This is a genomic window from Paracoccus hibiscisoli (genome assembly GCF_005048265.1).
Lineage (GTDB): Bacteria > Pseudomonadota > Alphaproteobacteria > Rhodobacterales > Rhodobacteraceae > Paracoccus > Paracoccus hibiscisoli.
In genome coordinates, this window is record NZ_SUNH01000007.1 from 157090 (window position 1) to 178375 (window position 21286).

The window sequence follows — 21286 nt, forward strand, 5'->3', positions numbered from 1 at the left end:
CCGATCTGTCAGACCCCCTACATAGGACAGAATGTCCTCCGGGAAAAGACGGGCGGGCCCGATCATCACGACGGCAGGCGCAGCTCCAGCCAATGCACCGCCAGCTTGATGCGGCCACCGGTGAATGTGCCGCCTTCGGAGGTGATGATCAACGGCTCGGCGGCGTAATAGGCCATCGGGCTGCCCAGCAGGCCCCGCGCCCAGGAGCCTTCCTGCTTGCCCAGTCCCTGACCAAAGCGGTTCAGCGCCCCTGCCGTCCCCAGACGCCAGCCGGTCAGCGCCCCGGTCAGCGGCGCCGTCACCCGGCCCACGGCGCCGATGACCAATGCGCCCGCGGGGATGAAGATGGTCGTCGTCGCCGTGCTGCCCGTGCCCAAGGTCACCTCGCCCTCGACCATGCCAGCCATCAGACCCGATCCGCCGACCCCCAGGCTCAGCGCGCCGACCGCCCAGGAGGTGCCGTCATGAATCGCCCCAAGCCCGCGATCGGTCACATGGGCGCGCATCCCCGGCGTCGGCGTCAGAAAGATCCAGCCGCCATTGGCGCCGACCGCGATGCGCCCTGCCTGTCCAACCCAGGCACCCTGGGGCGAGACCGGCACGCCCCAGCACTGACCGTCCAGAACGGTGATGGGCGGCGTGGCCTCCGACACGCTCTGCAGGACCAGGTTCACCATGCCGTCCAGCCGCATCAGCGCCTCGTTGACGGTGACGTGCTTCTGCGCCTGAGCGGGCTGCAGCAGCGACATCTGAAGGCGGGTGGTTTCACTGGACATCAAAGTCTCTCCTTGCAAAGGGGCCGCGCCCGAAGGTCTGCGACAATTGGGCCAGCTCGACCGTGACGGGGCCGGGCTGCAGCTGCGACCGGATGGCGTCCGGCATGGTCCAGGACGGCGTCGCGGTCTGGACTTCGGTCACCAGACGCCCGGCCTGGACCAGCCGCAGCAGATAGCGCTCGGACTCCTCTCCCAGGGGGATGTCGGGGCCGTCCCAGCCATCTCCCTCGATCCGGCTGCGCCGGACCCAGGTGATGTCGCGCCCGTTCATGCGCAGATGACAGGGCGCATAAGGACGCAGGCCGATGCCCGGCGCGACCGTCACGCGGCTGCGATAGCTGGCATCATCCGGCGACCGCAGCGCGGGACCGACCCGCCAGAACCGCTCGGCGCCCCGCGACGATGGCGGCAGATCCACCTGCCGCGGCCCGCCGTCCAGCAGCACGACCAGGCTGCCCATGGGCCAGACATCTGGCATGATGCCATCCGTCCCGGCCTGGCCGCGCAGGCGCCCGCTGACCTCCCACACGTTGGGGGCGACCAGTTCGGCGCGGGCGAATTGCATCACCTCCCACCGGTCGATGCTGCCATCGCCGATGGCCAGCGCATTCGCCCCCGACAGCAGGGCGCGTTCCGTCACCGAGCGCAGCGGATCGGTGATCAGCCGCAACTTGAGCGGTGCGCCACGGTCGATCACGCCGGGCCTTGCGCGCATCAGCGGCGTCAGCGTCCGTCCGATCAGCGAGCGACGCTGCAGCATCAGGTTCAGCTCGAACCCGCCCTCGGCCTCGGCCGACCCATAGGCTGCGACGGAACCCGGCCACGGATGCGCCGCGACCGCCAGCCAAGGCGCATGCGGCACCTCGTCACCGCGCAGCAGCGGCAGGTCCATGAAGACCGGAAAGACCGGCATCGGCGGCAGATACCGCCCGATGCCGCCCTGATCCTCATGGCTCAGACGCGGGGCATAGAGGCCCGCATCGACCCGCACTGCATCCACGGTGATGGCACCCGCGCGCTCCACGCGGTCGATCCGCCAGCGGCGGGCCTCCTGCCCCGGCACCCGCGACAGGACGACATCGCCCGGCCCCAGATCGGCCCGCGACGGCGGCAGCACGAACCGCGCCGTATCACGCGCGACCTCGGCCTCGGCGATCCAGCGGTCGGCAATGGCGCGACCCTCGGGACGTGTCAGCACCATCGCGAACTCACTCTCAGAGACGGCGCGGCGCCCGGCATCGGTCAGGCTGGCCTCGGCCGTGGCCACCGCATAATCGCCGCCCGCCGCGACATGGCTCAGACGCAGCTGGCCGACATTGGAGGCCTCGACCTGGCGCACCGCCTCAAAGCCGCGCACCTCTCCGGCCACGGCCAGATCGTCGGGACCGATCTCGGCCCGCACCAGCCCGTCCCGCGCGACAAAGCGCAACATGCCGTCACGCTCGACCGCGTCAAAGCAATGCGCCAACATCAGCGGCTGCAGCGCCGCGCGCCCCGATTCCGACCCCTGCAACGCATAGCCGCGCACGACCCCAGACAGGCGCGACACGTCAACCGCCGTCACCCCCGCCGCCCGGCAGATGTCGCGCACGACCGCGCGCAGCGTGACCGCCCCGGCGCGTCCGTTCAACCAGTGGCCGCGATCCCAGGCCGGACCATCGGACCACAGGTCCGACCGCCCCGGAAACGCCGGATAGGGCCGCGCATCCCAGCACCAGACATGCGCACGGTCCACGTCCAGCATCCGCATGCCGTCGGCATTGACCGGGTTGTTCTCAGGGTCCTGCCAATGCGCCATGGTCGCCTCGACATAGGCAGCCTGGATCGCATCGTTCCGCGTGCCGTTGGAATAATGCGGCAGCATGCTCTCGGACGACATCGCGTCCAGGAACTTGTTGGGCTGGTTGCTGGCCTTGTCCAGCGCCGCGCAGCCGAATTCCGTGAACCAGATGGGCTTTGAACCCGGCACCCACGCCGTTGCCTGCACCTGCCGCACGCCGCCGGGGCGGTTGTAATGCAGGTTCTGCCACCACCCCTTCAGGTCCTTGTAGCGCCAGACCCAGGCCTCGTCATAGAACCCGTCGGTGATCGGGGTCCGGATCTGCGCATCGCGGTCGGCGTCGCTGGCATAGTACCAATCATAGCCCTCGCCGCCCGCCACGTTGGCCCTCAGATAGTCGATGTTGTCGATGCGCCCCCAGGACGCATCAAGGTGATCGTCTCCGTCGCGCCAGTCCGACAGCGGCATGTAGTTGTCGATACCGATGAAATCGATGTTCGGATCGGCCCACAGCGGGTCGAGGTGAAAGAACAGCTCCCCATTGCCGGGGTGATGGCCGAAATACTCGGACCAGTCGCTGGCATAGCCGATCTCGACCTCGGGCCCCAGGATGGCGCGGACATCGGCGGCCAGTTGGCGCAGCGCCGCCACCGCGGGATAGCTGTTGTTCGGCCCCCGGATCTGGGTCATCGCGACCATCTCCGAGCCGATCAGAAACGCGTCGATGCCCCCCGCCGCCGCGCAGACATGCGCGTAATGCAGGATGAACCGGCGATAGGACCATTCCGCCGGGCCGGAATAGCTGATGGTCTCGCCATCGCGCGTGAAATGCTCGGGCATCGCGCTGCCAAAGAACGTGGCCACCTGAGACACGGCCGCCGTCGTGCCATCGGTGGTGCCCGGACGGCCCGGCGCGACGCTGGTGGTGATCCGACCGCGCCAGGGCATGACCGGTTGCTCCGCCGCGCCATACGGATCGGGCAGGCCATTGCCGGCCAGCTGCTCCATCAGGATGAACGGATAAAAGATCGCCTTGCGCCCTGAGGCCGACAGCGCCCGCAACCCCTCGATAACCGATCGGTCCGACGGCGTGCCGCCATAGATCGGCCGGCCATCCTTGCGCGACACTTCGGCCGCCTGGCCGCGTGTGACGCCCCCGGCGCGCCACGGCATCTCGGACCCGTCGACCTCCTTGAACTCGACCTTGGGCTCGACCTTGCACTGACCGATGCGCAGATCGCTGCCGAACCACGACACGATCAGCGACACCGACCCCACATTCGGCAATTCGCGCCCCAGAACGTCCAGCGACGCGTGGAAATCTGTGCCGCCCATGGGCGTGTTGGTGTTGAAGCTGCGGCTTTCGCCCAGGTCGCCGCCCTCGGTCACCGCCGTCGTGGCCAGCGAATATTCCCCCGTCCCGGGAATCAGCGCCACCGCCCGTACGTCGCGCGACAGACCGCTCCCGTCACGGGCCGGGCAGGTCACCTCGAAGCTCAGCTGAGGCATCCGGTTGCCCCACCGCTCCAGGCTCAGGTTCTCCAGCACGACATAGGCGGTGCCGCGATAGGCGGGCGCCTGATCCCCCTCGATCGCGGCGATCACCGGATCGGGCATCTGCGCGTCGCCCCCGCGATAGATGCGCATGTTCAGATCGCGCTGCGCGATCTCCTCTCCATCGGCCCAGACCCGCCCCACCGACAGGATGCGCCCCTCGGCCAGCGCCAGCGCGACCGACAGCCGATAGCTGATCTGCGTGACCTGGGTCGAGGGCGCGCCCTTGCCGCCGCCCACGCTCTCGCTGCGCGTCACCTCCTCCAGAGGGGACGCCCAGATCACATGGCCCGGCACCCGCATCTGGCCCCAGATGCGGGGAATGGCCATGCCCTCTCCGGCGGTCTGGATGCGCAGGCGGTCGATGCGCCCGGTCTCGACCGCCTTGGCACCCCCGCCCAGCAGGCGCTGATCGATCGCGCGGCCCAGCATGGCCCCGGCCGCGCGCCCCAGCACGGCCCCTGACAGGCCCAGCACGGCGCCGCCAAAGCCCGCCCCAAGCGATGCACCCACGGCAGACAGGACAATCGTGGCCATAAGGGCCTCCTTCGTTCGATTTGGTCAGGGAAAGCGGAACCGCGCGACGATCCGGGACCGCCACGGCGGCGTCAGCGGGCTTTCGATGACACCATGAGAGGTATAGGCATGCAGAAACTGCGGCGCCTCGCCCGCCTGGGACAGGATGCCCAGATGCTTGGCGATCGCGCCCTGCCGCATGCGAAACAGCAGCACCTGGCCGGGATGCCAGGGGTCTGCCGGATCGACGGCGGCCAGATGGCGCATCGCCGCGCGCATCAATACTTCGGACGGGCCGCATTCGGCCCAATCGGCGGTATAGGCGGGGGGCGTCTCCGGCTCGGCCCCATAGAGGTCGCGCCAGACGCCGCGGATCAAGCCCAGGCAATCCGCGCCGCACCCGCGAACGCTGGCCTGATGCACATAGGGCGTGCCCAGCCACAGCCGCGTGGCATCGACGATCGCCTCAGACACGGCGCCCGCCCACCTGCGGGGCCATCAGCCAATCCTCGGGCGGCAGATGCGGAAAGCCCCGGAAGTTGAGGAAGTTGGCGAATTTCAACCGGCACGTTCCGGCCGCCTTGTCGCAGCCCGCCGTCAGTCGGATCTGGTCGCCCTGCATTGGCATAATGCCCAATGCGGACCACAGCTCGATGATCCGACGACCATCCGGGCGCGCCGTGTCGTTCTTGACGGTGCCCGACAGACCCTGGGCCGGGCCGGTCAGGACCTCGAGGCGGCCATGCTCGAACCAGGCGGCGTCAAAGGCCGGAAACGCCGCAAAGGTAAAGACCCGGCCCTCCTCCATGACCTGCACCTGGCGCTGAACGCTCAGCGTCTCGGTGCCCAGATCGACCTTGCAGGCCCCGTCGCCCAACCGCGCGCTGCAACGCGGGTGATAGACCCGCCCCTGCGGCGCGTTCAGCGCCTCGGACAATCCGCGCAGTTCGGCCCGGAATGCGCCATTCGCCCGCGATACCTCGCCCAGAGAGCCGCGGAACACCAGCCGACGGACCGAGACATCGGTCCAATCCACCTCCCACAGGCGCAGTGACGCGTCATCCCACCGGCCCGCCATCAGGTCGCGCTCGGTGATCGCGTCGTCGTTCAGGGCACCGACCGCCTCGGAATTGTCGACCGACAGACCGGTCGCCTGCACCAGCGCCCGCGCGCTCAGACCCCGGTCGGGGCGGAAGGTGACCCCACCAAAGGTCAGGCGCATGTCGTGGTCGGTAAATCCCAGGGTCAACCCGTCGGCGCGGCGGATCGACCAAGCGCGCGCCAGCGTCGTCGTGACGGTCATACCCGCACCTCCACCACAGGAATATCGGGGACTTGGCCCGCCTGAAAGGACGCGACGGACACCGCGATCCGGTCGGTGTCGAACCGCACCGGCACGTCGAACTCATAGCCCGCGCTGATATCCGCACCCGCCTCGGGTGCCTCGTTGAAGATGATGCGCCCGGCCGCGTGATCCACCGTGTAGTTGATGTCGGGAAAGACCTCGTCCCCGCCGATCCCGGCCCGGACGGACCCTGCGACCGGCTTGGTGATCGGGCGGTGATAGACCGTGGCCCCCGACTGATAGGCCTTGCGCAGCGCAAAGATGCGCGTCTGCCCGTCGCCCACGGCGATGACCTGGTCACCAAAGGCGGGCGCGGCCGAGGGAAGGCAGCTCTTGAAGTCCGACCAGTCCTTCCAGCGGAACCCGTGCAATTGCCCGGCCCGCGCCTCAAAGAACGCGATCACGGCCGACAGGTCGTCCAGCGACCGCAGCCCCATCCCGGCATCAAAACGGCGCAGCGCATGGGCCCAGGGCGTGTTGCGCTCCTCGAAACCGCTGGCCAGCGCCACGATCTCGGTGCGCCGCTCGGGGCCGCCGATGGCACCGAAGGACAGCGTGGTGGGAAATCTTACCTCGTGAAAGGCCATCGCATGCCTCCTTTCAGCTGTTGCGGTCGCCGCGCGCCAGAACGCGCGACATCTGGGCCGCGATCTGCGACTGGCTGCGCTGGAACCCGGCGACATCCGGCGTCTGGATGTTGAAGGTCACGTTGACCGCGCCCCCGCCTCCGGCCGCGGCCACGCCCAGCTTGCCGTCGGGGCCGCGGCGCAGGGGCATGATCGCCTCGGGGCCCGCCTCGCCCATCAGGCCGGGCCCGCCGCGCATCGGGAAACCCGTCGGGCCGTCGACCACACCGCCTGCCATCGGACGGCCGCCCGCAAAGGCCCCGCCCTTGGCAAAGGGAGTCACCCCACCCAGCAGCATGCCGCCCAGGCCCCCCGCGATCGAGCCCGCCAGCGCATTCTCCACCGGCTTCATCGCGATCCCATAGACCGTGTCGGCCAGCGACCGGCCAATGGACTTCAGCGCATCGGACAGCTTGCCGCCGTCCAGGACCAGCCCGTCGATGGCCCGGCCCAAGCCTCGCTCCAGCCCCGAGGACAGCGTGCCAACCTCGCGGCTGGTGAACATCATCGACTGGCGCAGACGGCCCAGCTCCGCCTGGAACTCTCCGGTCATGCGCGCATTGCGGCCCAGATCGTCGTCCAGCTGGTCCAGGATCGCGCCAGCCCCCTCACGTGTCGTCATCTCGGTGCTCCCCCGTCGGTTCTGCCAAGGACGCGTCCGCAGCTGCGGGCGCGTCGGGATATCGGGCCGCCAGATCGGCCAGCCGTTCACGGTCCATCCGGGGGCTGGCGGGGCCGATCCCCAGCATCAGCGCCAGCTCGGCCGGGGTCAGCGCCCAGAACTGGTCGGGATGCAGCCGCAGCCCCTGCAGCCCGGCACGCATCAGCCCGGCCCAGTCCAGCCCCGCCTGCCCCCCGGTCATGCCGGTGCCCGGAACGCCAGCGCCAGCAGCCGCGCGGCAATCCGCGCGGCCTCCAGCGGGCCGCCCTCGATCTGGACCGCCAGCAGATCGCCCGCCTGACCGGTCCAGCCGCCGCCCCGCAGCCCCGCGACCAGAACCGCCAGGATCTCCCGGCTGGAGATGCGCCCCTCGTCCAGGCGCGCGACCAGCCCAGTCAGACCATCCGCCTGCAGCTCCGTCTCCAGCTCGGCCAGCGCGGCCAGGGTCAGCCGCGCGACATGCGGCTGACCGTCCAGGACCAGCGCGACCTCGCCGCGCATCGGGTTGACCATCACAGCGCCACGAAGGTCAGCGCGCCCGCCGAGGCGAGCGACATCTCATAGGTCGCCTCGCCATCATAGCTGCCCGCATATTCCAGACCGGTGATCTGGAACGGCCCCTCGACCCGGCCGAAATCGGGAATGATCACCTGACAGCGCGGAATCTCGCCGTCAAAGAACACCTGGCGCGCCCGCCCGTCGGTCGCCATGTCGCGAAAGACGCCCGACCCGGCGATGGAGGCGCTGCGCACCCCGGCACCCGCCAGCAATTCGCGCCAGCCGCCGGTGCTGTCCAGGCTGGTCACATCGACGCTGTCCGCGTTGAAGGACAGGCGCGTCGCGCGCAGGCCCGCCACGGTCTCGAACGCGCCGTCGCCGGTCATGTCCATCTTGATCAGCAGATCACGTCCGCTTTGCACTGCCATAATCCTGTCTCCTCAGTTCAGATCGACGCGCGCACGAAAGGTCAGATCGACCTGCCGCGCCGCGCCGCTTTTCATCCGGCGCGCGGATGCGCGCAGGAACCACAGCCCGGCCAGACGCCCGCGCGACAGCTCCAGGCCGCCCGCCTCCAGCGCGTCGGACACGGCGGCGGCTGCGGCCTTGACCGCGCCAAACCCCGCGCCGCTGTCGCTGCCCGCCATCACCGAGATCACGAAGTCATGTCGCGTCCCCCGCGCGGTGGCATCCCCCGCCTCTCGCACCTCTTCGGGCCCAAGCGAGACATAGATCCCGCTCGGCGCCGACACAGGCATCGCATCAAAGATCGCGTCGCCCACCAGATCGGCCAGCGCCGCATCGGCCCGCAGCCGCTGATAGACCGCCGCCTGCAAGGCGACCCCTGCCCCATAGCTCATGTCAGATCCTCCTCGCGGGCAAAGCAGTCCAGGAACCGGCCCGTGGCGTCGCTCTCGGCGACGGCCTCGACTACAAACAGCCGCGGGCCATGGCGGAACCGCTGTCCCGGACGCGGGCGGCGCGGGTCGCCAACGGGGGCGCCGCGCACCGTGATGCGCCACTGCACCACGCTGATCATGCCCGCGCCGGTGCCGGTCTCGCGTGCCGACCGGGCATCCATCCGCGCGTAAAGCCACCCCAATCGTCGCCAGGACACCGCGAAACCGCCCAGCCCATCGGCTGCCCGATCCGGCGTCTCCAATGCCAGACGGGTGCTCAGATCGGGAACCGCCATCAGCGCCACTCCCGGTTGCCGCGCCCCGCCAAGGTGCGGACAGCGCGCCATTTCTCGATCAGCGCGCTGACCCCAAAGGGCATCGCATGGCTGCCCCTGTCCTGGCTGCGATCGTCATAATACCGCGCGGCCAGCAGGATCACCGCCTGCGCCAGATCCGCGGGCACCTGCGCCCAGCCATCGCCGAACCCCGCCAGGAAGGTCACCGTGACCGACCCCCGACGCGGCACATGCGGCAGGATCACGCCCGTGGGCAGGATCATCGGCCGCTGTACGTCCGGCACCAGCCGCCACCCTTCGACCGGCAGGGCTGTGACGATCCCGTTGCCGTCGTCGATTTCGATGCGTTCGACCGAATGCACCGGGGCCAGCGGCAGCGACTGGCCCAACCTGTCGCGCCAGTCGTCCAGCTGCATCCGGAACCGCCGTTTCAGCAGCACCTTGCCGGTGCGGCCCTCGATCGTGGCGATCGCGGCACGCAGAAAGCCCGCCAGCGCCGCGGTCTCTGCGGCGTCCTCCGGTCCTTCGAACCCCTGGGCCAGACGCAAATGCGCGCGCAGGGCGGCCACCGGCAGCGCCTCTGCCGCAGGCGCCGTTTCCTCTATCAGCATCATGTTGCGAACCTCCCGTCGTGCCGTCCGCATGTTCCACCTGGTGCGAGGCCCCCGAACGGGGCCCCTCCTGCGTTTCAAGCCTGCGGAATCAGGGCGCGCCCCGCGCCAGCCATCAGCGCGCGCGGACAGTTGCTAAACCGGAATGCCCGGCACCTGACGCGCCCCTTCCTCACCTGATCCCCGCGGAGATCAGGCGAAGCGCAGCAGCTTGACGGCGCGGAAGTCGGTGACCCCGCCGCCGACACGCTTGGTGGCGTAGAACAGGACATGCGGCTTGGCGCTGAACGGATCGCGCAGCACCCGCAGGTCGGGACGCTCGACGATCGTATAGGCCGCGCGGAAATCGCCGAAGGCCACCGCAAAGGCGTTCGCGGCGATGTCCGGCATGTCCTCGCTGATCACCACCGGATAGCCCAGCAGCTGGGGCACCTGGCCCGCGGTCAGCGCGTCGCTCCACAGGAAGCGGCCGTCGGCGTCCTTCATCTTGCGGACGCGGGCGGCGGTCTTGGAGTTCATCATGAACGAGGCGTTCGCGCGATGCTGTGCGCCCAGGGCATAGATCAGGTCGATCAGGCAATCCATCGGCGCCGCCGCAGGGAAGTTGCCCGACAGGCCGGTGTTCACGAACCCGATCTGCGCGCCGGTGGCGGTCGCATCGGCAGCGGTGGGATAGGACAAAAAGCCGCGCGGCTTGTCCACGCCGTCGCCGCGGACAAAGGCGAATGCCTCGGCCCGCGAAAAGCGGTCCGCGATCCGCTCGGCCAGCCAACCCTCGACATCGAACGCGGCGTCGTCCAGCAGGCGCTGGCTGGCCTTGGGCATGGCCGACAGCTCGTGGACGGGGATCGCGATGCGGTCCAGCTGCGAATTCGCGGTCTCGACGCTGGCCGCCTCGGTGGCCCAGCCCGATGCCATCTCGCCCTTCTCGACCAGCACCTCATAGACGCTGCCCTCGATGGTCACCACATTGGCCAGGCGGCGCAGCGAGGTGGTCGAGAACAGCGAGTTCTGCACCGTCTGCGCGACCTGGGGTGCGGCCAGAAAGCCGCCGTCACCGGCAACCGACAGGGCTTTCTCCTCGATCGCCAGGCCGCGCAGGCCGTCGTCGTCGCCATGGCGCAGATAGGCGTTGAACGCCTTCTGATGGGGCACCTCGACCTCGGCCGTGGCGGACAGGGGCGCGCGGCCCCGGATGGCGGTCTTGCGGTCGATCATGGTCATGCGCTGTTCCTGTGCGTTGAGCTTGGTCTGAATGTCGTCACGAAAGCCCTTGAGTTCGTTCACGAACCCCATCATGGCTCCCTTCAGGTCGGCGGGCATGTCGCCCCCGCCCGCGGCCTTCACCTCGGTCATGGTCGTCTCCTCGTTTGGTGATCGGGGCCGCGCCCCTGTTGCCGGACAGCCCCTCGGGGCGGGTCCGAACCTGTGGACGGACCGGGCGCACCCGGTCCGAAATCTCATGCGCCCCGAAGGGCCTGGGCCGCCTGGTGGAACAGGGCCGCGACCTCGCGCAGCTCGTCCGTGTCCTTGCGGCCCACCTTGGCCTCGGCCAGCATCGGAAAGGTCACCAGCGACACCTCCCACAGCTCGACCTCGGCCAAAACGCGCCGCCCGGCCTTGTCCCGCTCGGCCCGCAGCGTGCGATAGCCGATGGACAGCCCGTCGATCGCGCCCGCCTGGATCAGAGCCGCGGCCTCGCGGGCCTGCGCCACGTCGGGCAGCAGGCGGCCCTTGACCCACAGGCCCTTGCCGTCCTCGCCGACCTCGTCCCAGACACCGATGGGGCGGGTGGGGTCGTGCTGCCACAGCATCCGCACCTTGTCGCCGCGCCCCGCGATCCGCGCCAGGGACGCTGCAAACGCCCCCGGCAGCACCGCGTCGCCGCCCTGATCGGTCAGGCCGAACAGGCTGGCATAGCCCTCGATCACCTGCCCATCGGACAGGACCGGCGGCCCGCCCGTGAACTTCACCTCAAGTCCCGGAACCATTCGTCACACTCCCTTCGGCGCAAATTCCAAAATTCCCTGGATGGCCTGGGTCAGGATCACGGCGACCACGCCATAGACCGTCATCCACAACCGCCGCTCCAGGCCCTCGATCATGGCCTCGATGCGCTCAAGGCGCTTCTCGACCTGGCCGAATTGCAGCGCCATGATCCGCTCCTGCGCCTCAAGACGCGTGTCGTGCCACAGCCCGTCCTTGACGAAACGCGACCCTTCCATGCCTCACGCCCCATCCAGGGGCGGCAGGCCCAGCAGCGCGCGCTTTTCCGCATCCGTCAGAAAGCCGGCGCCGCTGATGCGGGCCCATTGCTGGTTGCGCTCCTCGGCCAGGGCGGGGATCTGGTCCAGATCGGGCCGCAGCTCGATCTCGGCGCCCAGATGCTCGGACAGCCACCACGCGACCGAGGCCGTGACCCGCGTCACCAGCGGCAGCACCGTCAGGCGATAGAACGCCCGATGCGCCTCGGCGTAATTGGCATAGGTCGCGTCCCCAGGAATCCCCAGCAGCATGGGCGGCACACCAAAGGCCAGCGCAATCTCCCGCGCCGCCGACAGCTTGGTCTCGTGGAACTCCATGTCGGACGGGCTGAAGCCCATGGGCCGCCAGTCCAGCCCCCCTTCCAGCAGCATCGGGCGGCCCGCATTGCGCGCGCCCTGATGGTTCATCTCGATCTCGCCCACCAGGCGGTCGTACTGCTCGGGGCTCAGCACCCCCTGCCCGTCGACGCCTTTGTAGATGATCGCGCCACTGGGCCGCGCCGCATTGTCCAGCAGCGCCTTGGACCAGGCGCTGGCGCTGTTATGCACGTCCAGTGCCACGGCGGCCGCCTGCAGCGGCGACAGACCGTAATGGTCGTCCTGGGGGTGGAACGCCTTGACGTGACAGATCGGATCGGGGCTGCCGGTCATGTCGAACCGGTGCTTGCGCCCGCCCACCGCGTATTCATACGCGACCGGCCAGCCATCCGCGCCGGGCACCACGCTCATGCGGTCCGACCGCAGCACGTGCAGCTCTTCGGGAATGCCCGACCCGTCCAGGCCGACCGCCTCCAGATAGCCGTTGCCCGACAGCAGGATCTGCCCGAACAGCGCCTCGAACAGCTCGGCCCGGCCCTGGCCCGGATTGGGCCGGCGCAGCAGGTCCAGCACCGGATGCACCTCATAGCGGTGGTCGCGATCCGCGCAGATCATCGGCACCGCCGCTGCCGCCTCGGCGATCAGACGCACGCTGCGAAAACCGACCGGGTTGCCCATGAAGCCGCTGCGCGTCAGCGTGCCGGGGTCGCGCGCCGACCAGACCGGACGCCCCGACCCGCTGGCGAATGCCACGACCCGGCCCGTGGCGCTGGCCTTCCTCTCCGGTGCGGGGGATGACTTCTCCTCCCGCGAAAACAATCGAAACGCCATGCTCGCCTCCATGCCTCAGCCATGCGAAAGGGCCGCCCCCTGCGGGACGGCCCTTCGTCGGTCCGACCTCTCGGACCCGGTTACAATCGCCGCATCTGCGGCCTGCGCCACCCGGCGGCAGGTTCTATCATCAGCTCGTGGATGGCCCAGACCAAGGCATCCAGCCGGTCGGGGCTGCCGCGCCCCTCGAACCCGCGCACCGTCATCTGGCACAGCTGGTCCTCCAGCGCGCCCAACGCGCCCTTCAGGTGCTTGACGCGACCCTGCTCGTACAGCGCCGCGACAGGCTCGGCCCGCAGACCCTTGCCCCGCGACGCCCGCAGCGCCTTGAACGGCACCAACGGGTCGATCTGGCGCACCACGCTCTCGACCAGATCGCCGCCCTGGTTCACCTCGGCCACCAATTTCTCGGCGCCGTGGCGGTCCATCGCGGCAATCGCGGCGCGGGCCCAATCGGTCGGCCCGCCCCGGACGCTGGCATCCTCCAGCACATAGGCGCGCCAATCCTTGGGCTCGCCCTCGGTGACGACGCCCGCCACCACGATGCCGCATTCGTCGCTGGCCCGCCCCCCGGTGACCGAGGGGTCGACCGCGACGACAATCCTGTCCAGCTTGGGAACCGTGGCCACCCGCGCGCCTTCCAGCATCGCGGTCGTCCACAGCGCCCCCTCGACATCGTCCAGCAACACGCCGTCCAGCTCCTGCCGCCCCAACCGGGTCCCGCCATACCGCGTCTGCACCTCTGCCAGGAAACTCTCCGCCAGATAGGCGCGGTTCGCATCCGTCGGCGCATGGGTCACGACCGTGCTGGCGTTCCCCAGAATGCGTTTCAGCACGCCGACATTGCGCGGCGTGGTGGTGACGACCTGCTGGGGATGCTCTCCAAGCCGCAGCGCAAACTGCAGCATGTCCCAGACATCCTCGGCCTTCTTCCACTTGGCCAGCTCGTCCACCCAGGCCGCATCGAATTGCGGCCCGCGCAAAGCCTCCGGCTCATGCGCGCTATAGACGGTGGCCGTGGCGCCGTTGGCCCAGACCAGGCGCTTGCGCCCGGCCTCCCAGATGGGCCGACGATCGGGGGGCGAACAGGCCAGGATGCCGCTCTCGCCGAACACCATCACCTCGCGCACCTGGTCAAAGGTCTCTCCGACCAGGGCCACGCGATGACACTTGCCGGGCGCCGCGGCCGTGGGCCCCTCGACCAGGCCGCGCACCCATTCCGACCCGGCGCGGGTCTTGCCCGCGCCGCGTCCGCCCATGATGACCCAACTCTTCCAGTCGCCCTCGGGGGGCAACTGGTGTGGCAATGCCCAGAACTCGAACAGCCAGGGCAGGCTCATCAGCGCATTCTCCGACAGACTGCCCAGAAAGTCCTCGACCTCATCCGGCCCGGCGGAGGCAAGCCAGGCGGCGCCCGATCTCGTCTCTTGCTGCGCCAAGGTCAAGGCTCCCCCCTCCGACGCCGCCCGCGATGTCCTTGCGAAGTTTGTCAACCTTGATCCTTTCCGCCATCAGCAGCTGGACGGCCTCGCGGACCGTCTTTGCCGTCTCCATGGCCTTTTTCAGCTTGGCGGGGTCCAAGTCCCCCGATTTCAGCGTCTCAAGCTCGGCCTGATGTCCCCGCAGGTCCTTGACGTAATCCCAGAACAGCCAGCGCAGGACGTCAATCTCGTCCTCGCCCTCGGCTATCTCGGGCATCCGGAACCCCGCCTTGTCAGGCTGGGTGCCAGTCACGAAAGGTCCTTCGGTTTCCCCGACCCCGCCCCACTCCATATCGTTCATGCGATCTGCCCCGCCTCGTGTCCTGTCCGCACGAGCCAAGAAACGAAAAAGCGGCCCTAAGGGTCACCCCCCGGCCGCTTGCCCACCTCTTCCAGCATGTATAAGTTCTACCTTGGGCCGTTCGCAAAGTCAACGACTAAACCTGGGCGTGCATCACTCTGGCGAAAAACCCTGTCGGAACAAAGGCCTGATACGTGCAACACCCCCTGCGCACGCCGCGCAACACCCCCGGGAATCACCCCTTCGCGGCGGCAACAAAGGCGCGGATCAGCGCAACATCCTTGACCCCCGGCGCCGATTCCACGCCTGAACTGACATCGACCACGGGCGCCCCGGTCAGGCGCACGGCCTCGGCCACGTTGTCCGGCGTCAGCCCGCCCGCCAGCATCCAGGGCCGCAACCACCGCCGCCCGACCAGCAGACGCCAGTCAAAGGCCAGCCCGTTTCCGCCCGGCAGATCGGCCCCCTTGGGCGGCTTGGCATCAACCAGCAGCATGTCGGCCACGACCCCGTAATCGACCAGTTGCGCCAGATCATCGGGGCCGGACAGGCCCACGGCCTTCATCACGGGCAGGCCGGACAGGGCCTTGACCTCGGCCACCCGCGCTGCGGACTCATGGCCGTGCAGCTGGATCACATCCAGCGCCCCTGACTCCAGAACCTCGGACAACAGCGCATCGCTCGGATCGACAAACAGTCCGACACGCGCCACACCCGGCGGCACATCGGCCACCAGATGCGCGGCCTGCTGCGGCGTCACCGCCCGCGGCGACTTCGGAAAGAACACGAACCCCAGAAACCGGGCGCCCTCCTCGACGGCCGCCGCCACATGCTCAGCCTCGCGCAGCCCGCAGATCTTGACCTCGGCCAAGGTCAGCGCACCGCAGGCAGCGTCGTGGCCGGTGCGGCGCTTGGCTCGTCCAGAATGGCCAGAACCTCGTCGCGCGGGGCAGCGTGACGCTGGCGCAGTTGCCCGACCTCGCCCTCCAGACGGGCGACCTCGGCGCTGTGGCGGCGCGCCTCACGGCGGATATGCCCCTCGCGCAGCCACTCCCAGATCAGCCCCGCCAGCATCCCCAAGGCAAAGGCCACAAAGATCACCAGGAACAGCGGCAGGGTCACCGACCAGGTGCCGCCCAGATACTGACCGAAATTGGCCGGAAAGGCCGACAGCACGACCGCCTCGCGGTTCGCCAGGGCCACGGCCACCAGCACCAGCGCAAGCGCTGCGACAAAGATCAGACGGATGAAGCGCATGAGGGTTCCTCGGTTGCAGCGGGCCGGTTCAGATGGTCACGCATCGCCGTTCAGGCGGTCGCGCAACAGCTTGCCGGTCTTGAAAAAGGGCACGTGCTTTTCCTCGACCTCGACGGATTCGCCGGTGCGCGGATTGCGCCCCGTGCGCGAATCGCGCTTCTTGACCGAGAAGGCACCAAAGCCGCGCAGCTCGACCCGATCTCCGCGGGCCATCGCGTCGATGACCTCCTCAAAGATGGTGTTCACGATCCGCTCGACATCGCGCCGGAACAGGTGGGGATTTTCGTCGGAGATCTTCTGGATCAGTTCGGACCGGATCATGCTTTCCCCCAAATGGACGGGCTTTCCTGCCGTGGCCGTCAGGCCGCGCAGATGACAGGACAGCGCCTTACCGTCCTTGCAAGTCACGATCAACGCCCGACAGAAGTCACTGGTTTCATAGCGTTGCCAGCTTTGTCGCAGAGGCGCAAGACGCTTGGCGCAGCCGTGATCGGGCGGCGGCAAGAAAAGGCCCGCCCCGGACGAACCGGGACGGGCCAAGGTCTGATGGGGCGGACCCGATCAGCTGTTGCGGTTCAGCGCCGCACCCAGGATGTCGCCCAAGGACGCGCCCGAATCCGAGCTGCCATAGGTGTCGATCGCCTCTTTTTCCTCGGCGATCTCGCGGGCCTTGATGGACAGACCCAGACGGCGGGTCTTGGTGTCCACGTTGGTCACGCGGGCATCGACCTTGTCGCCGACATTGAAGCGCTCGGGGCGCTGGTCGGCACGGTCGCGAGCCAGGTCGCTGCGGCGGATGAACGACTTGACGCCGTTGAACTCGACCTCGATGCCACCCTCTTCGATCGCGGTGACTTCGGCGGTGACGATGGTGCCACGCTTCACGCCATCAACGGCCTCGGCCATGTTCTCGTTTTCCAACGATTTGATGGACAGGCTGATGCGCTCCTTCTCGACGTCCACGTCCTGAACGACGGCCTTGACCGTGTCGCCCTTGCGGAAGTCCTGGATCGCATCCTCGCCACGGGCATCCCAAGAGATGTCCGACAGGTGAACCATGCCGTCGATGTCGCCGTCCAGACCCACGAACAGACCGAATTCGGTGATGTTCTTGACCTCGCCTTCGATGACGGTGCCGGTCGGGTGCGTTTCGGCGAACACTTCCCACGGGTTGCGCATCGTCTGCTTCAGGCCCAGGGACACGCGGCGCTTGGCCTCGTCGATCTCCAGAACCATCACTTCGACTTCCTGAGAGGTCGAGACGATCTTGCCCGGGTGGACGTTCTTCTTGGTCCAGCTCATTTCCGACACGTGGACCAGACCCTCGACACCGGCTTCCAGCTCCACGAAGGCGCCATAGTCGGTGATGTTGGTCACGCGGCCCTGATGGACCGACTCGATCGGGAACTTGTCGGCAACCGTATCCCACGGATCGGCCTGCAGCTGCTTCATGCCCAGGCTGATGCGGTGGCTGTCCTTGTTGATCTTGATGACCTGGACCTTGACGGTCTCGCCGATCGCCAGGATCTCGGACGGGTGGTTGACGCGACGCCAGGCCATGTCGGTGACGTGCAGCAGGCCGTCAACGCCGCCCAGATCAACGAACGCACCATATTCGGTGATGTTCTTGACCACGCCGTCGATCGACTGACCTTCGGTCAGGTTCGCGATGACTTCGGCGCGCTGTTCGGCGCGGCTCTCTTCCAGAATGGCGCGGCGCGACACGACGATATTGCCGCGGCGACGGTCCATCTTCAGAATCTGGAACGGCTGCTTCAGACCCATCAGCGGGCCGGCATCGCGCACGGGGCGCACATCGACCTGCGAACCCGGCAGGAAGGCGACAGCGCCGCCCAGATCGACCGTAAAGCCGCCCTTGACGCGACCAAAGATGGCGCCTTCGACGCGCTCTTCGCTCTCGTAGGCCTTCTCCAGACGGTCCCAGGCTTCCTCGCGGCGGGCCTTTTCACGGCTGATCGACGCTTCGCCGCGGGCGTTCTCGACGCGGTCCAGATAGACCTCGACCTCGTCGCCGACGCTGATGTTGGGCTCTTCGCCGGGATTGGCAAATTCCTTCAGATCGACGCGGCCTTCCATCTTGTAGCCGACGTCGATGATGGCCTGGCCTGCCTCGATGGCAATGACGCGGCCTTTGACAACGCTGCCCTCGTCGGGGGTGTCAATCTCGAGGCTTTCATTCAGAAGGGCCTCGAACTCCTCCATAGTCGCTTTAGCGCACATGCGTATGCAGTATCCTTTGTGTCTGTTTTCCGGCCTGACGGTTGGCTCCGCCGGTCTTTATGATGCCCGTGGGGCAACGCCAAAGGGTCGCGGCGTGACGCCCGACCCGATGGAAAGCGGTCTGTTCTGACCATGTCGCCCGTGTGACTGCGGTCCCCTTACGCCGGATCGGCGTGAAATTCAACGCCTAAACGCGCCGCCACACGCCCGACGCCCGGCTATAGCGGCTGACCTCGGGTTCGCGGAAATCCGTCTCCGCCATCGGCGCGACATGCCGCTCCAGGCACAACTCCGGTCCCTCGATGCGCATCAGCGCGAATTCGTTCTGCCCGTCGCTGATCCGCGCGCACAGCGCGCTGCCCGACTGGATCTGCAGCACGCGCGGATGCCGCCCCGTCTGCAGCAGCGCATCCACCGCCCAGCGATGCAGGTGCCCCGATAGGACCACCTGCACGCCCGACGCCTCCAGCCGGAACAGCGCCTCCTCGGCGCGGCGCGCCGGGGCCTTGGTCACCTCTGGCAACTGCTGCAGCGGGTGGTGAAGGGCCAGAATGTTGGTGCCCATCGGATCGACATTGCCGATCACGCGGCCGATCTCTCCGTCGCGGATCTTGCCGCGCTGCCAGGCATAGGGATCGGCGCTGTTGATCGCCATGACGCGCACGTCATCGGCCCGCGCCACGGGCGTCAGCACCGGCCCGAAATGCCGCCGATAGCCCGCAAAGGGCCAGAACATCCGCGCCAGAGGATTCCACAGCGGCACATCGTGATTGCCGGGCATGCAGATCAGCGGCGCCTCGATCCGGTCCAGAAAGGCGCGCGCCTCGCGCATCTGCGCCTCCAGCCCGCGATGGGTGATGTCGCCGCCCACCACCACCAGGTCGGGGCGCAGGGCCGCGATGCGCGCCAGCAGCGGCTGGACCAGCGCCTGGCGGTGAAATCCGAAATGCAGGTCGGTCAGATGCAGAATGCGCGTCACGACGGCTCAGTCCCCGGGCCGGTCGGTCTTGCTGACCCCGTCGCGCGGCAGCAGCACGCGCAGCCCGTCATGGCGCACCTGCATGCGGAACGGGCTGTTCAGCACGGTCTTTTCGCCGTCATGCGCGACCAGCTGGCGGCGCTTGGGCGTCTCGATGGTCAGCGCATCCGTCAGGATCAGCTCGAAATCGTCGTTCTTGGCGCTTTTGCCCATCGCCATGCGCAGGGCCGACCGCATCAGCGGCAGGGGCCGCTTGGCCTTGGCGATCAGCACCGCGAATTCGCCGCGCCGGATCTGCGCCGCCCCCTCCAGCCCGAAACTGTCCAGCTGATAGGCACTGCGCGCGACAAAGACCAACGCGCTGGTATGCCGGGTCTCCTGCCCGTCGACGCGGGCCACCAGCTGCATCGGGCGGCGCAACCGGCGCAGCGCGACCAGCACCGACCAATAGGCCGCCAGCCGCGACCGCCCCCAGCGGCGATAGATCCCCTCGCGCGTCTTCAGGATCTGCGGATAGGCGCCCAGGCTGACGTTGTTCAGAAAGATCAGGTCGTTGACATCGCCCACGTCGACCGCCTCGACCCGCGCGTCCAGGATCGTGTCCAGCGCGTCGTCGATGGTCTCTCCCACGCCCAGATCGCGCGCGAAATAGTTGAACGTGCCGCCGGGCAGCACGCCCATGATCACATCCGTGCCGGTCAACGCGCCAGCGACCGCCGATTGCGTGCCGTCCCCCCCCGCGGCGATCACCAGGTCATAGCCCTCAGCCGCCACCTGGCGCGCCAACGCGGGCAGATCACTGCCCTTGCGGCTTTCGCGCAGCCGATAGCTGCCGCAGGCGGGTGCCAGCCGTTCCTTCAGCAGGGCACGCAGCTCGGCATGCTTTTTCTTGCCCGATCCGCGATTCATGACGACGCAGACGTTCGCGTCGGCCAGATCGAGCCGATCCGTGGTGCTTTGCATGGACAAGGGGTCTCCCGGGACAGCGGTCATGTGTCGGGACCAAACACCCAAAGCCCGCGCCGGGTTGCATCCTCAGATCAGCCGCGCCGCCGCCAGTGCCGAGGGTTTCAGCCCCTGCCCGCCCTCCTGCACGAATGCCTGCAGCTGTGCCCGCATCCGAGGCTCCCAGAAATCGCGCAGATGGGCCGCGATCTTGTCGGGCGCATCGCCGGGCTGAGTGTCAAAGAACGTGGCGATCTGGTTGGCCATCAGGACCATCTTGTCAGGCGACATGGGATACCTCGGCGCGCAGCCGTTGGGGGTGAGAGAACAGATCGAACCCGTCGCCGCGGGCAAAGGCCGCCAGCGTGATACCCGCCCCCTGCGCCAGGCGCAGCGCATGGGCGGTGGGGGCCGACACGGCGATGATGACCGCGCCCCCGGCAATGGCGCATTTCTGCACCATCTCGGTCGACACGCGGCTGGTCAGCACGAACGCGCCGGTCGTCGCATCGACGCCCTGCCGCGCCATCGCGCCGATCAGCTTGTCCAGCGCGTTGTGCCGCCCCACATCCTCGCGCGCCAGCACGATGCCCCGCCCGGGCACCAAGAACCCCGCCGCATGGACGGCGCGCGTCTGGTCATGCAACGGCTGCCAGGCCCGCAGAGCCTCGGTCGCCCCGGCGATCTGGCCCGCATCCAGCACCGGCCCCGCATCGCCCAGCTGGGGCAGCGCGCGCACGGCCTCGTCCAGGCTGTCGATGCCGCACAGCCCGCAGCCCACCGGCCCGGCCATGAACCGACGCCGCGCGGCCAGGGCCTCGGTGCGGTCGTCCGCGATCCACATCTGCGCCTCCAGCCCCTTGGGATGGGCCAGAACCTCCAGCCGCTCGATCTGGGCGGGGTGCGTCACGATCCCCTCGGTCAGGGAAAACCCCACCGCAAAATCCTCAAGGTCGGCGGGCGTGGCCATCATCACGGCCTGGGTCGAGCCGCCATAGACCATCGCCACCGCCGTCTCCTCGGGCAGGGTGCGGGTCACGGCGCTGGTTCTGCCCGCGCGGACATGGGTCGCGCGGGCGGTCTGGGCAGGGGTCGGCAGGGTCATCG

The 21286-nt window shown here is 68.4% G+C and carries 26 protein-coding genes; all 26 read right to left on the bottom strand.

All coding sequences use genetic code 11. The annotated features are described in order from the left end of the window. Nucleotides 1–65: 65 nt before the first annotated feature. The 26 genes from FA740_RS05910 to fdhD all read right to left on the bottom strand — a co-directional run bounded on the left by FA740_RS05910 (nucleotide 66) and on the right by fdhD (nucleotide 21284). Nucleotides 66–776, bottom strand: a complete 711-nt coding sequence (locus FA740_RS05910) for a DUF2793 domain-containing protein (protein ID WP_136855852.1) — start codon at nucleotides 774–776, stop codon at nucleotides 66–68. Beyond that, nucleotides 766–4647 (bottom strand): baseplate multidomain protein megatron, encoded by a 3882-nt coding sequence (locus tag FA740_RS05915; RefSeq protein WP_136855853.1) that lies wholly within the window; start codon nucleotides 4645–4647, stop codon nucleotides 766–768. The genes FA740_RS05910 and FA740_RS05915 overlap by 11 nt, the downstream gene beginning before the upstream one ends. 24 nt (nucleotides 4648–4671) lie before the next feature. Continuing rightward, nucleotides 4672–5100: an NlpC/P60 family protein gene (locus tag FA740_RS05920; protein ID WP_136855854.1), complete on the bottom strand. Its 429-nt coding sequence runs from the start codon at nucleotides 5098–5100 to the stop codon at nucleotides 4672–4674. Beyond that, entirely contained in the window at nucleotides 5093–5929 is an 837-nt protein-coding gene (locus FA740_RS05925) for a DUF2163 domain-containing protein (protein WP_136855855.1), read from the bottom strand. The genes FA740_RS05920 and FA740_RS05925 overlap by 8 nt, the downstream gene beginning before the upstream one ends. After that, nucleotides 5926–6558, bottom strand: a complete 633-nt coding sequence (locus FA740_RS05930) for a DUF2460 domain-containing protein (RefSeq protein WP_136855856.1) — start codon at nucleotides 6556–6558, stop codon at nucleotides 5926–5928. Before FA740_RS05930 ends, FA740_RS05925 begins: the two co-directional genes overlap by 4 nt. 13 nt (nucleotides 6559–6571) lie before the next feature. Further along, on the bottom strand, nucleotides 6572–7219 hold the full coding sequence (locus tag FA740_RS05935) for a phage tail tape measure protein (RefSeq protein WP_136855857.1): 648 nt from the start codon (nucleotides 7217–7219) through the stop codon (nucleotides 6572–6574). Then, on the bottom strand, nucleotides 7206–7460 hold the full coding sequence (locus FA740_RS05940; RefSeq protein WP_136855858.1) for a rcc01693 family protein: 255 nt from the start codon (nucleotides 7458–7460) through the stop codon (nucleotides 7206–7208). The genes FA740_RS05935 and FA740_RS05940 overlap by 14 nt, the downstream gene beginning before the upstream one ends. Then, a complete protein-coding gene (locus FA740_RS05945; protein WP_136855908.1) occupies nucleotides 7457–7771 on the bottom strand; it encodes a gene transfer agent family protein in 315 nt (104 codons plus the stop codon). The genes FA740_RS05940 and FA740_RS05945 overlap by 4 nt, the downstream gene beginning before the upstream one ends. Beyond that, nucleotides 7771–8184 (bottom strand): phage major tail protein, TP901-1 family, encoded by a 414-nt coding sequence (locus FA740_RS05950; RefSeq protein ID WP_136855859.1) that lies wholly within the window; start codon nucleotides 8182–8184, stop codon nucleotides 7771–7773. Before FA740_RS05950 ends, FA740_RS05945 begins: the two co-directional genes overlap by 1 nt. Before the next feature lie 12 nt (nucleotides 8185–8196). Beyond that, the gene (locus FA740_RS05955; RefSeq protein WP_136855860.1) at nucleotides 8197–8616 is read right to left on the bottom strand and encodes a DUF3168 domain-containing protein; all 420 of its coding nucleotides are present in this window, start codon (nucleotides 8614–8616) and stop codon (nucleotides 8197–8199) included. Beyond that, the gene (locus tag FA740_RS05960; RefSeq protein WP_136855861.1) at nucleotides 8613–8951 is read right to left on the bottom strand and encodes a head-tail adaptor protein; all 339 of its coding nucleotides are present in this window, start codon (nucleotides 8949–8951) and stop codon (nucleotides 8613–8615) included. Before FA740_RS05960 ends, FA740_RS05955 begins: the two co-directional genes overlap by 4 nt. Beyond that, nucleotides 8951–9565 carry a head-tail connector protein gene (locus tag FA740_RS05965; protein WP_136855862.1) on the bottom strand — a complete coding sequence of 205 codons (615 nt, stop codon included), beginning with the start codon at nucleotides 9563–9565 and terminating at the stop codon, nucleotides 8951–8953. The genes FA740_RS05960 and FA740_RS05965 overlap by 1 nt, the downstream gene beginning before the upstream one ends. 189 nt (nucleotides 9566–9754) lie before the next feature. After that, nucleotides 9755–10918 (bottom strand): phage major capsid protein, encoded by a 1164-nt coding sequence (locus FA740_RS05970; RefSeq protein WP_136855863.1) that lies wholly within the window; start codon nucleotides 10916–10918, stop codon nucleotides 9755–9757. 104 nt (nucleotides 10919–11022) lie between these two features. Beyond that, nucleotides 11023–11553 carry an HK97 family phage prohead protease gene (locus FA740_RS05975; protein WP_136855864.1) on the bottom strand — a complete coding sequence of 177 codons (531 nt, stop codon included), beginning with the start codon at nucleotides 11551–11553 and terminating at the stop codon, nucleotides 11023–11025. 3 nt (nucleotides 11554–11556) lie between these two features. Beyond that, nucleotides 11557–11787, bottom strand: a complete 231-nt coding sequence (locus FA740_RS05980; protein WP_136855865.1) for a GTA head formation protein, RCAP_rcc01685 family — start codon at nucleotides 11785–11787, stop codon at nucleotides 11557–11559. Nucleotides 11788–11790: 3 nt separating this feature from the next. Beyond that, the gene (locus FA740_RS05985; protein ID WP_136855866.1) at nucleotides 11791–12975 is read right to left on the bottom strand and encodes a phage portal protein; all 1185 of its coding nucleotides are present in this window, start codon (nucleotides 12973–12975) and stop codon (nucleotides 11791–11793) included. Nucleotides 12976–13055: 80 nt separating this feature from the next. Then, nucleotides 13056–14414, bottom strand: a complete 1359-nt coding sequence (locus FA740_RS05990; RefSeq protein ID WP_211243649.1) for a DNA-packaging protein — start codon at nucleotides 14412–14414, stop codon at nucleotides 13056–13058. Further along, nucleotides 14356–14709 carry a permease gene (locus FA740_RS05995; protein WP_136855868.1) on the bottom strand — a complete coding sequence of 118 codons (354 nt, stop codon included), beginning with the start codon at nucleotides 14707–14709 and terminating at the stop codon, nucleotides 14356–14358. Before FA740_RS05995 ends, FA740_RS05990 begins: the two co-directional genes overlap by 59 nt. Before the next feature lie 283 nt (nucleotides 14710–14992). Then, nucleotides 14993–15634, bottom strand: coding sequence for a phosphoribosylanthranilate isomerase (locus FA740_RS06000; protein ID WP_136855869.1), 642 nt, complete (start codon nucleotides 15632–15634; stop codon nucleotides 14993–14995). After that, nucleotides 15631–16014: a LapA family protein gene (locus FA740_RS06005; RefSeq protein ID WP_136855870.1), complete on the bottom strand. Its 384-nt coding sequence runs from the start codon at nucleotides 16012–16014 to the stop codon at nucleotides 15631–15633. The genes FA740_RS06000 and FA740_RS06005 overlap by 4 nt, the downstream gene beginning before the upstream one ends. A gap of 36 nt (nucleotides 16015–16050) precedes the next feature. Next, nucleotides 16051–16335: an integration host factor subunit beta gene (gene ihfB, locus FA740_RS06010; RefSeq protein WP_136855871.1), complete on the bottom strand. Its 285-nt coding sequence runs from the start codon at nucleotides 16333–16335 to the stop codon at nucleotides 16051–16053. Between the two features lie 240 nt (nucleotides 16336–16575). Continuing rightward, the gene (gene rpsA / locus FA740_RS06015) at nucleotides 16576–18255 is read right to left on the bottom strand and encodes a 30S ribosomal protein S1 (RefSeq protein WP_136855872.1); all 1680 of its coding nucleotides are present in this window, start codon (nucleotides 18253–18255) and stop codon (nucleotides 16576–16578) included. 187 nt (nucleotides 18256–18442) lie between these two features. Continuing rightward, entirely contained in the window at nucleotides 18443–19234 is a 792-nt protein-coding gene (locus FA740_RS06020; protein WP_136855873.1) for a metallophosphoesterase family protein, read from the bottom strand. Nucleotides 19235–19240: 6 nt separating this feature from the next. Then, the gene (locus FA740_RS06025; protein ID WP_246053483.1) at nucleotides 19241–20197 is read right to left on the bottom strand and encodes a diacylglycerol/lipid kinase family protein; all 957 of its coding nucleotides are present in this window, start codon (nucleotides 20195–20197) and stop codon (nucleotides 19241–19243) included. 72 nt (nucleotides 20198–20269) lie between these two features. Then, on the bottom strand, nucleotides 20270–20470 hold the full coding sequence (locus FA740_RS06030; protein ID WP_136855875.1) for a formate dehydrogenase subunit delta: 201 nt from the start codon (nucleotides 20468–20470) through the stop codon (nucleotides 20270–20272). Further along, nucleotides 20460–21284, bottom strand: a complete 825-nt coding sequence (fdhD, locus tag FA740_RS06035; RefSeq protein ID WP_136855876.1) for a formate dehydrogenase accessory sulfurtransferase FdhD — start codon at nucleotides 21282–21284, stop codon at nucleotides 20460–20462. The genes FA740_RS06030 and fdhD overlap by 11 nt, the downstream gene beginning before the upstream one ends. Nucleotides 21285–21286: the final 2 nt, after the last annotated feature.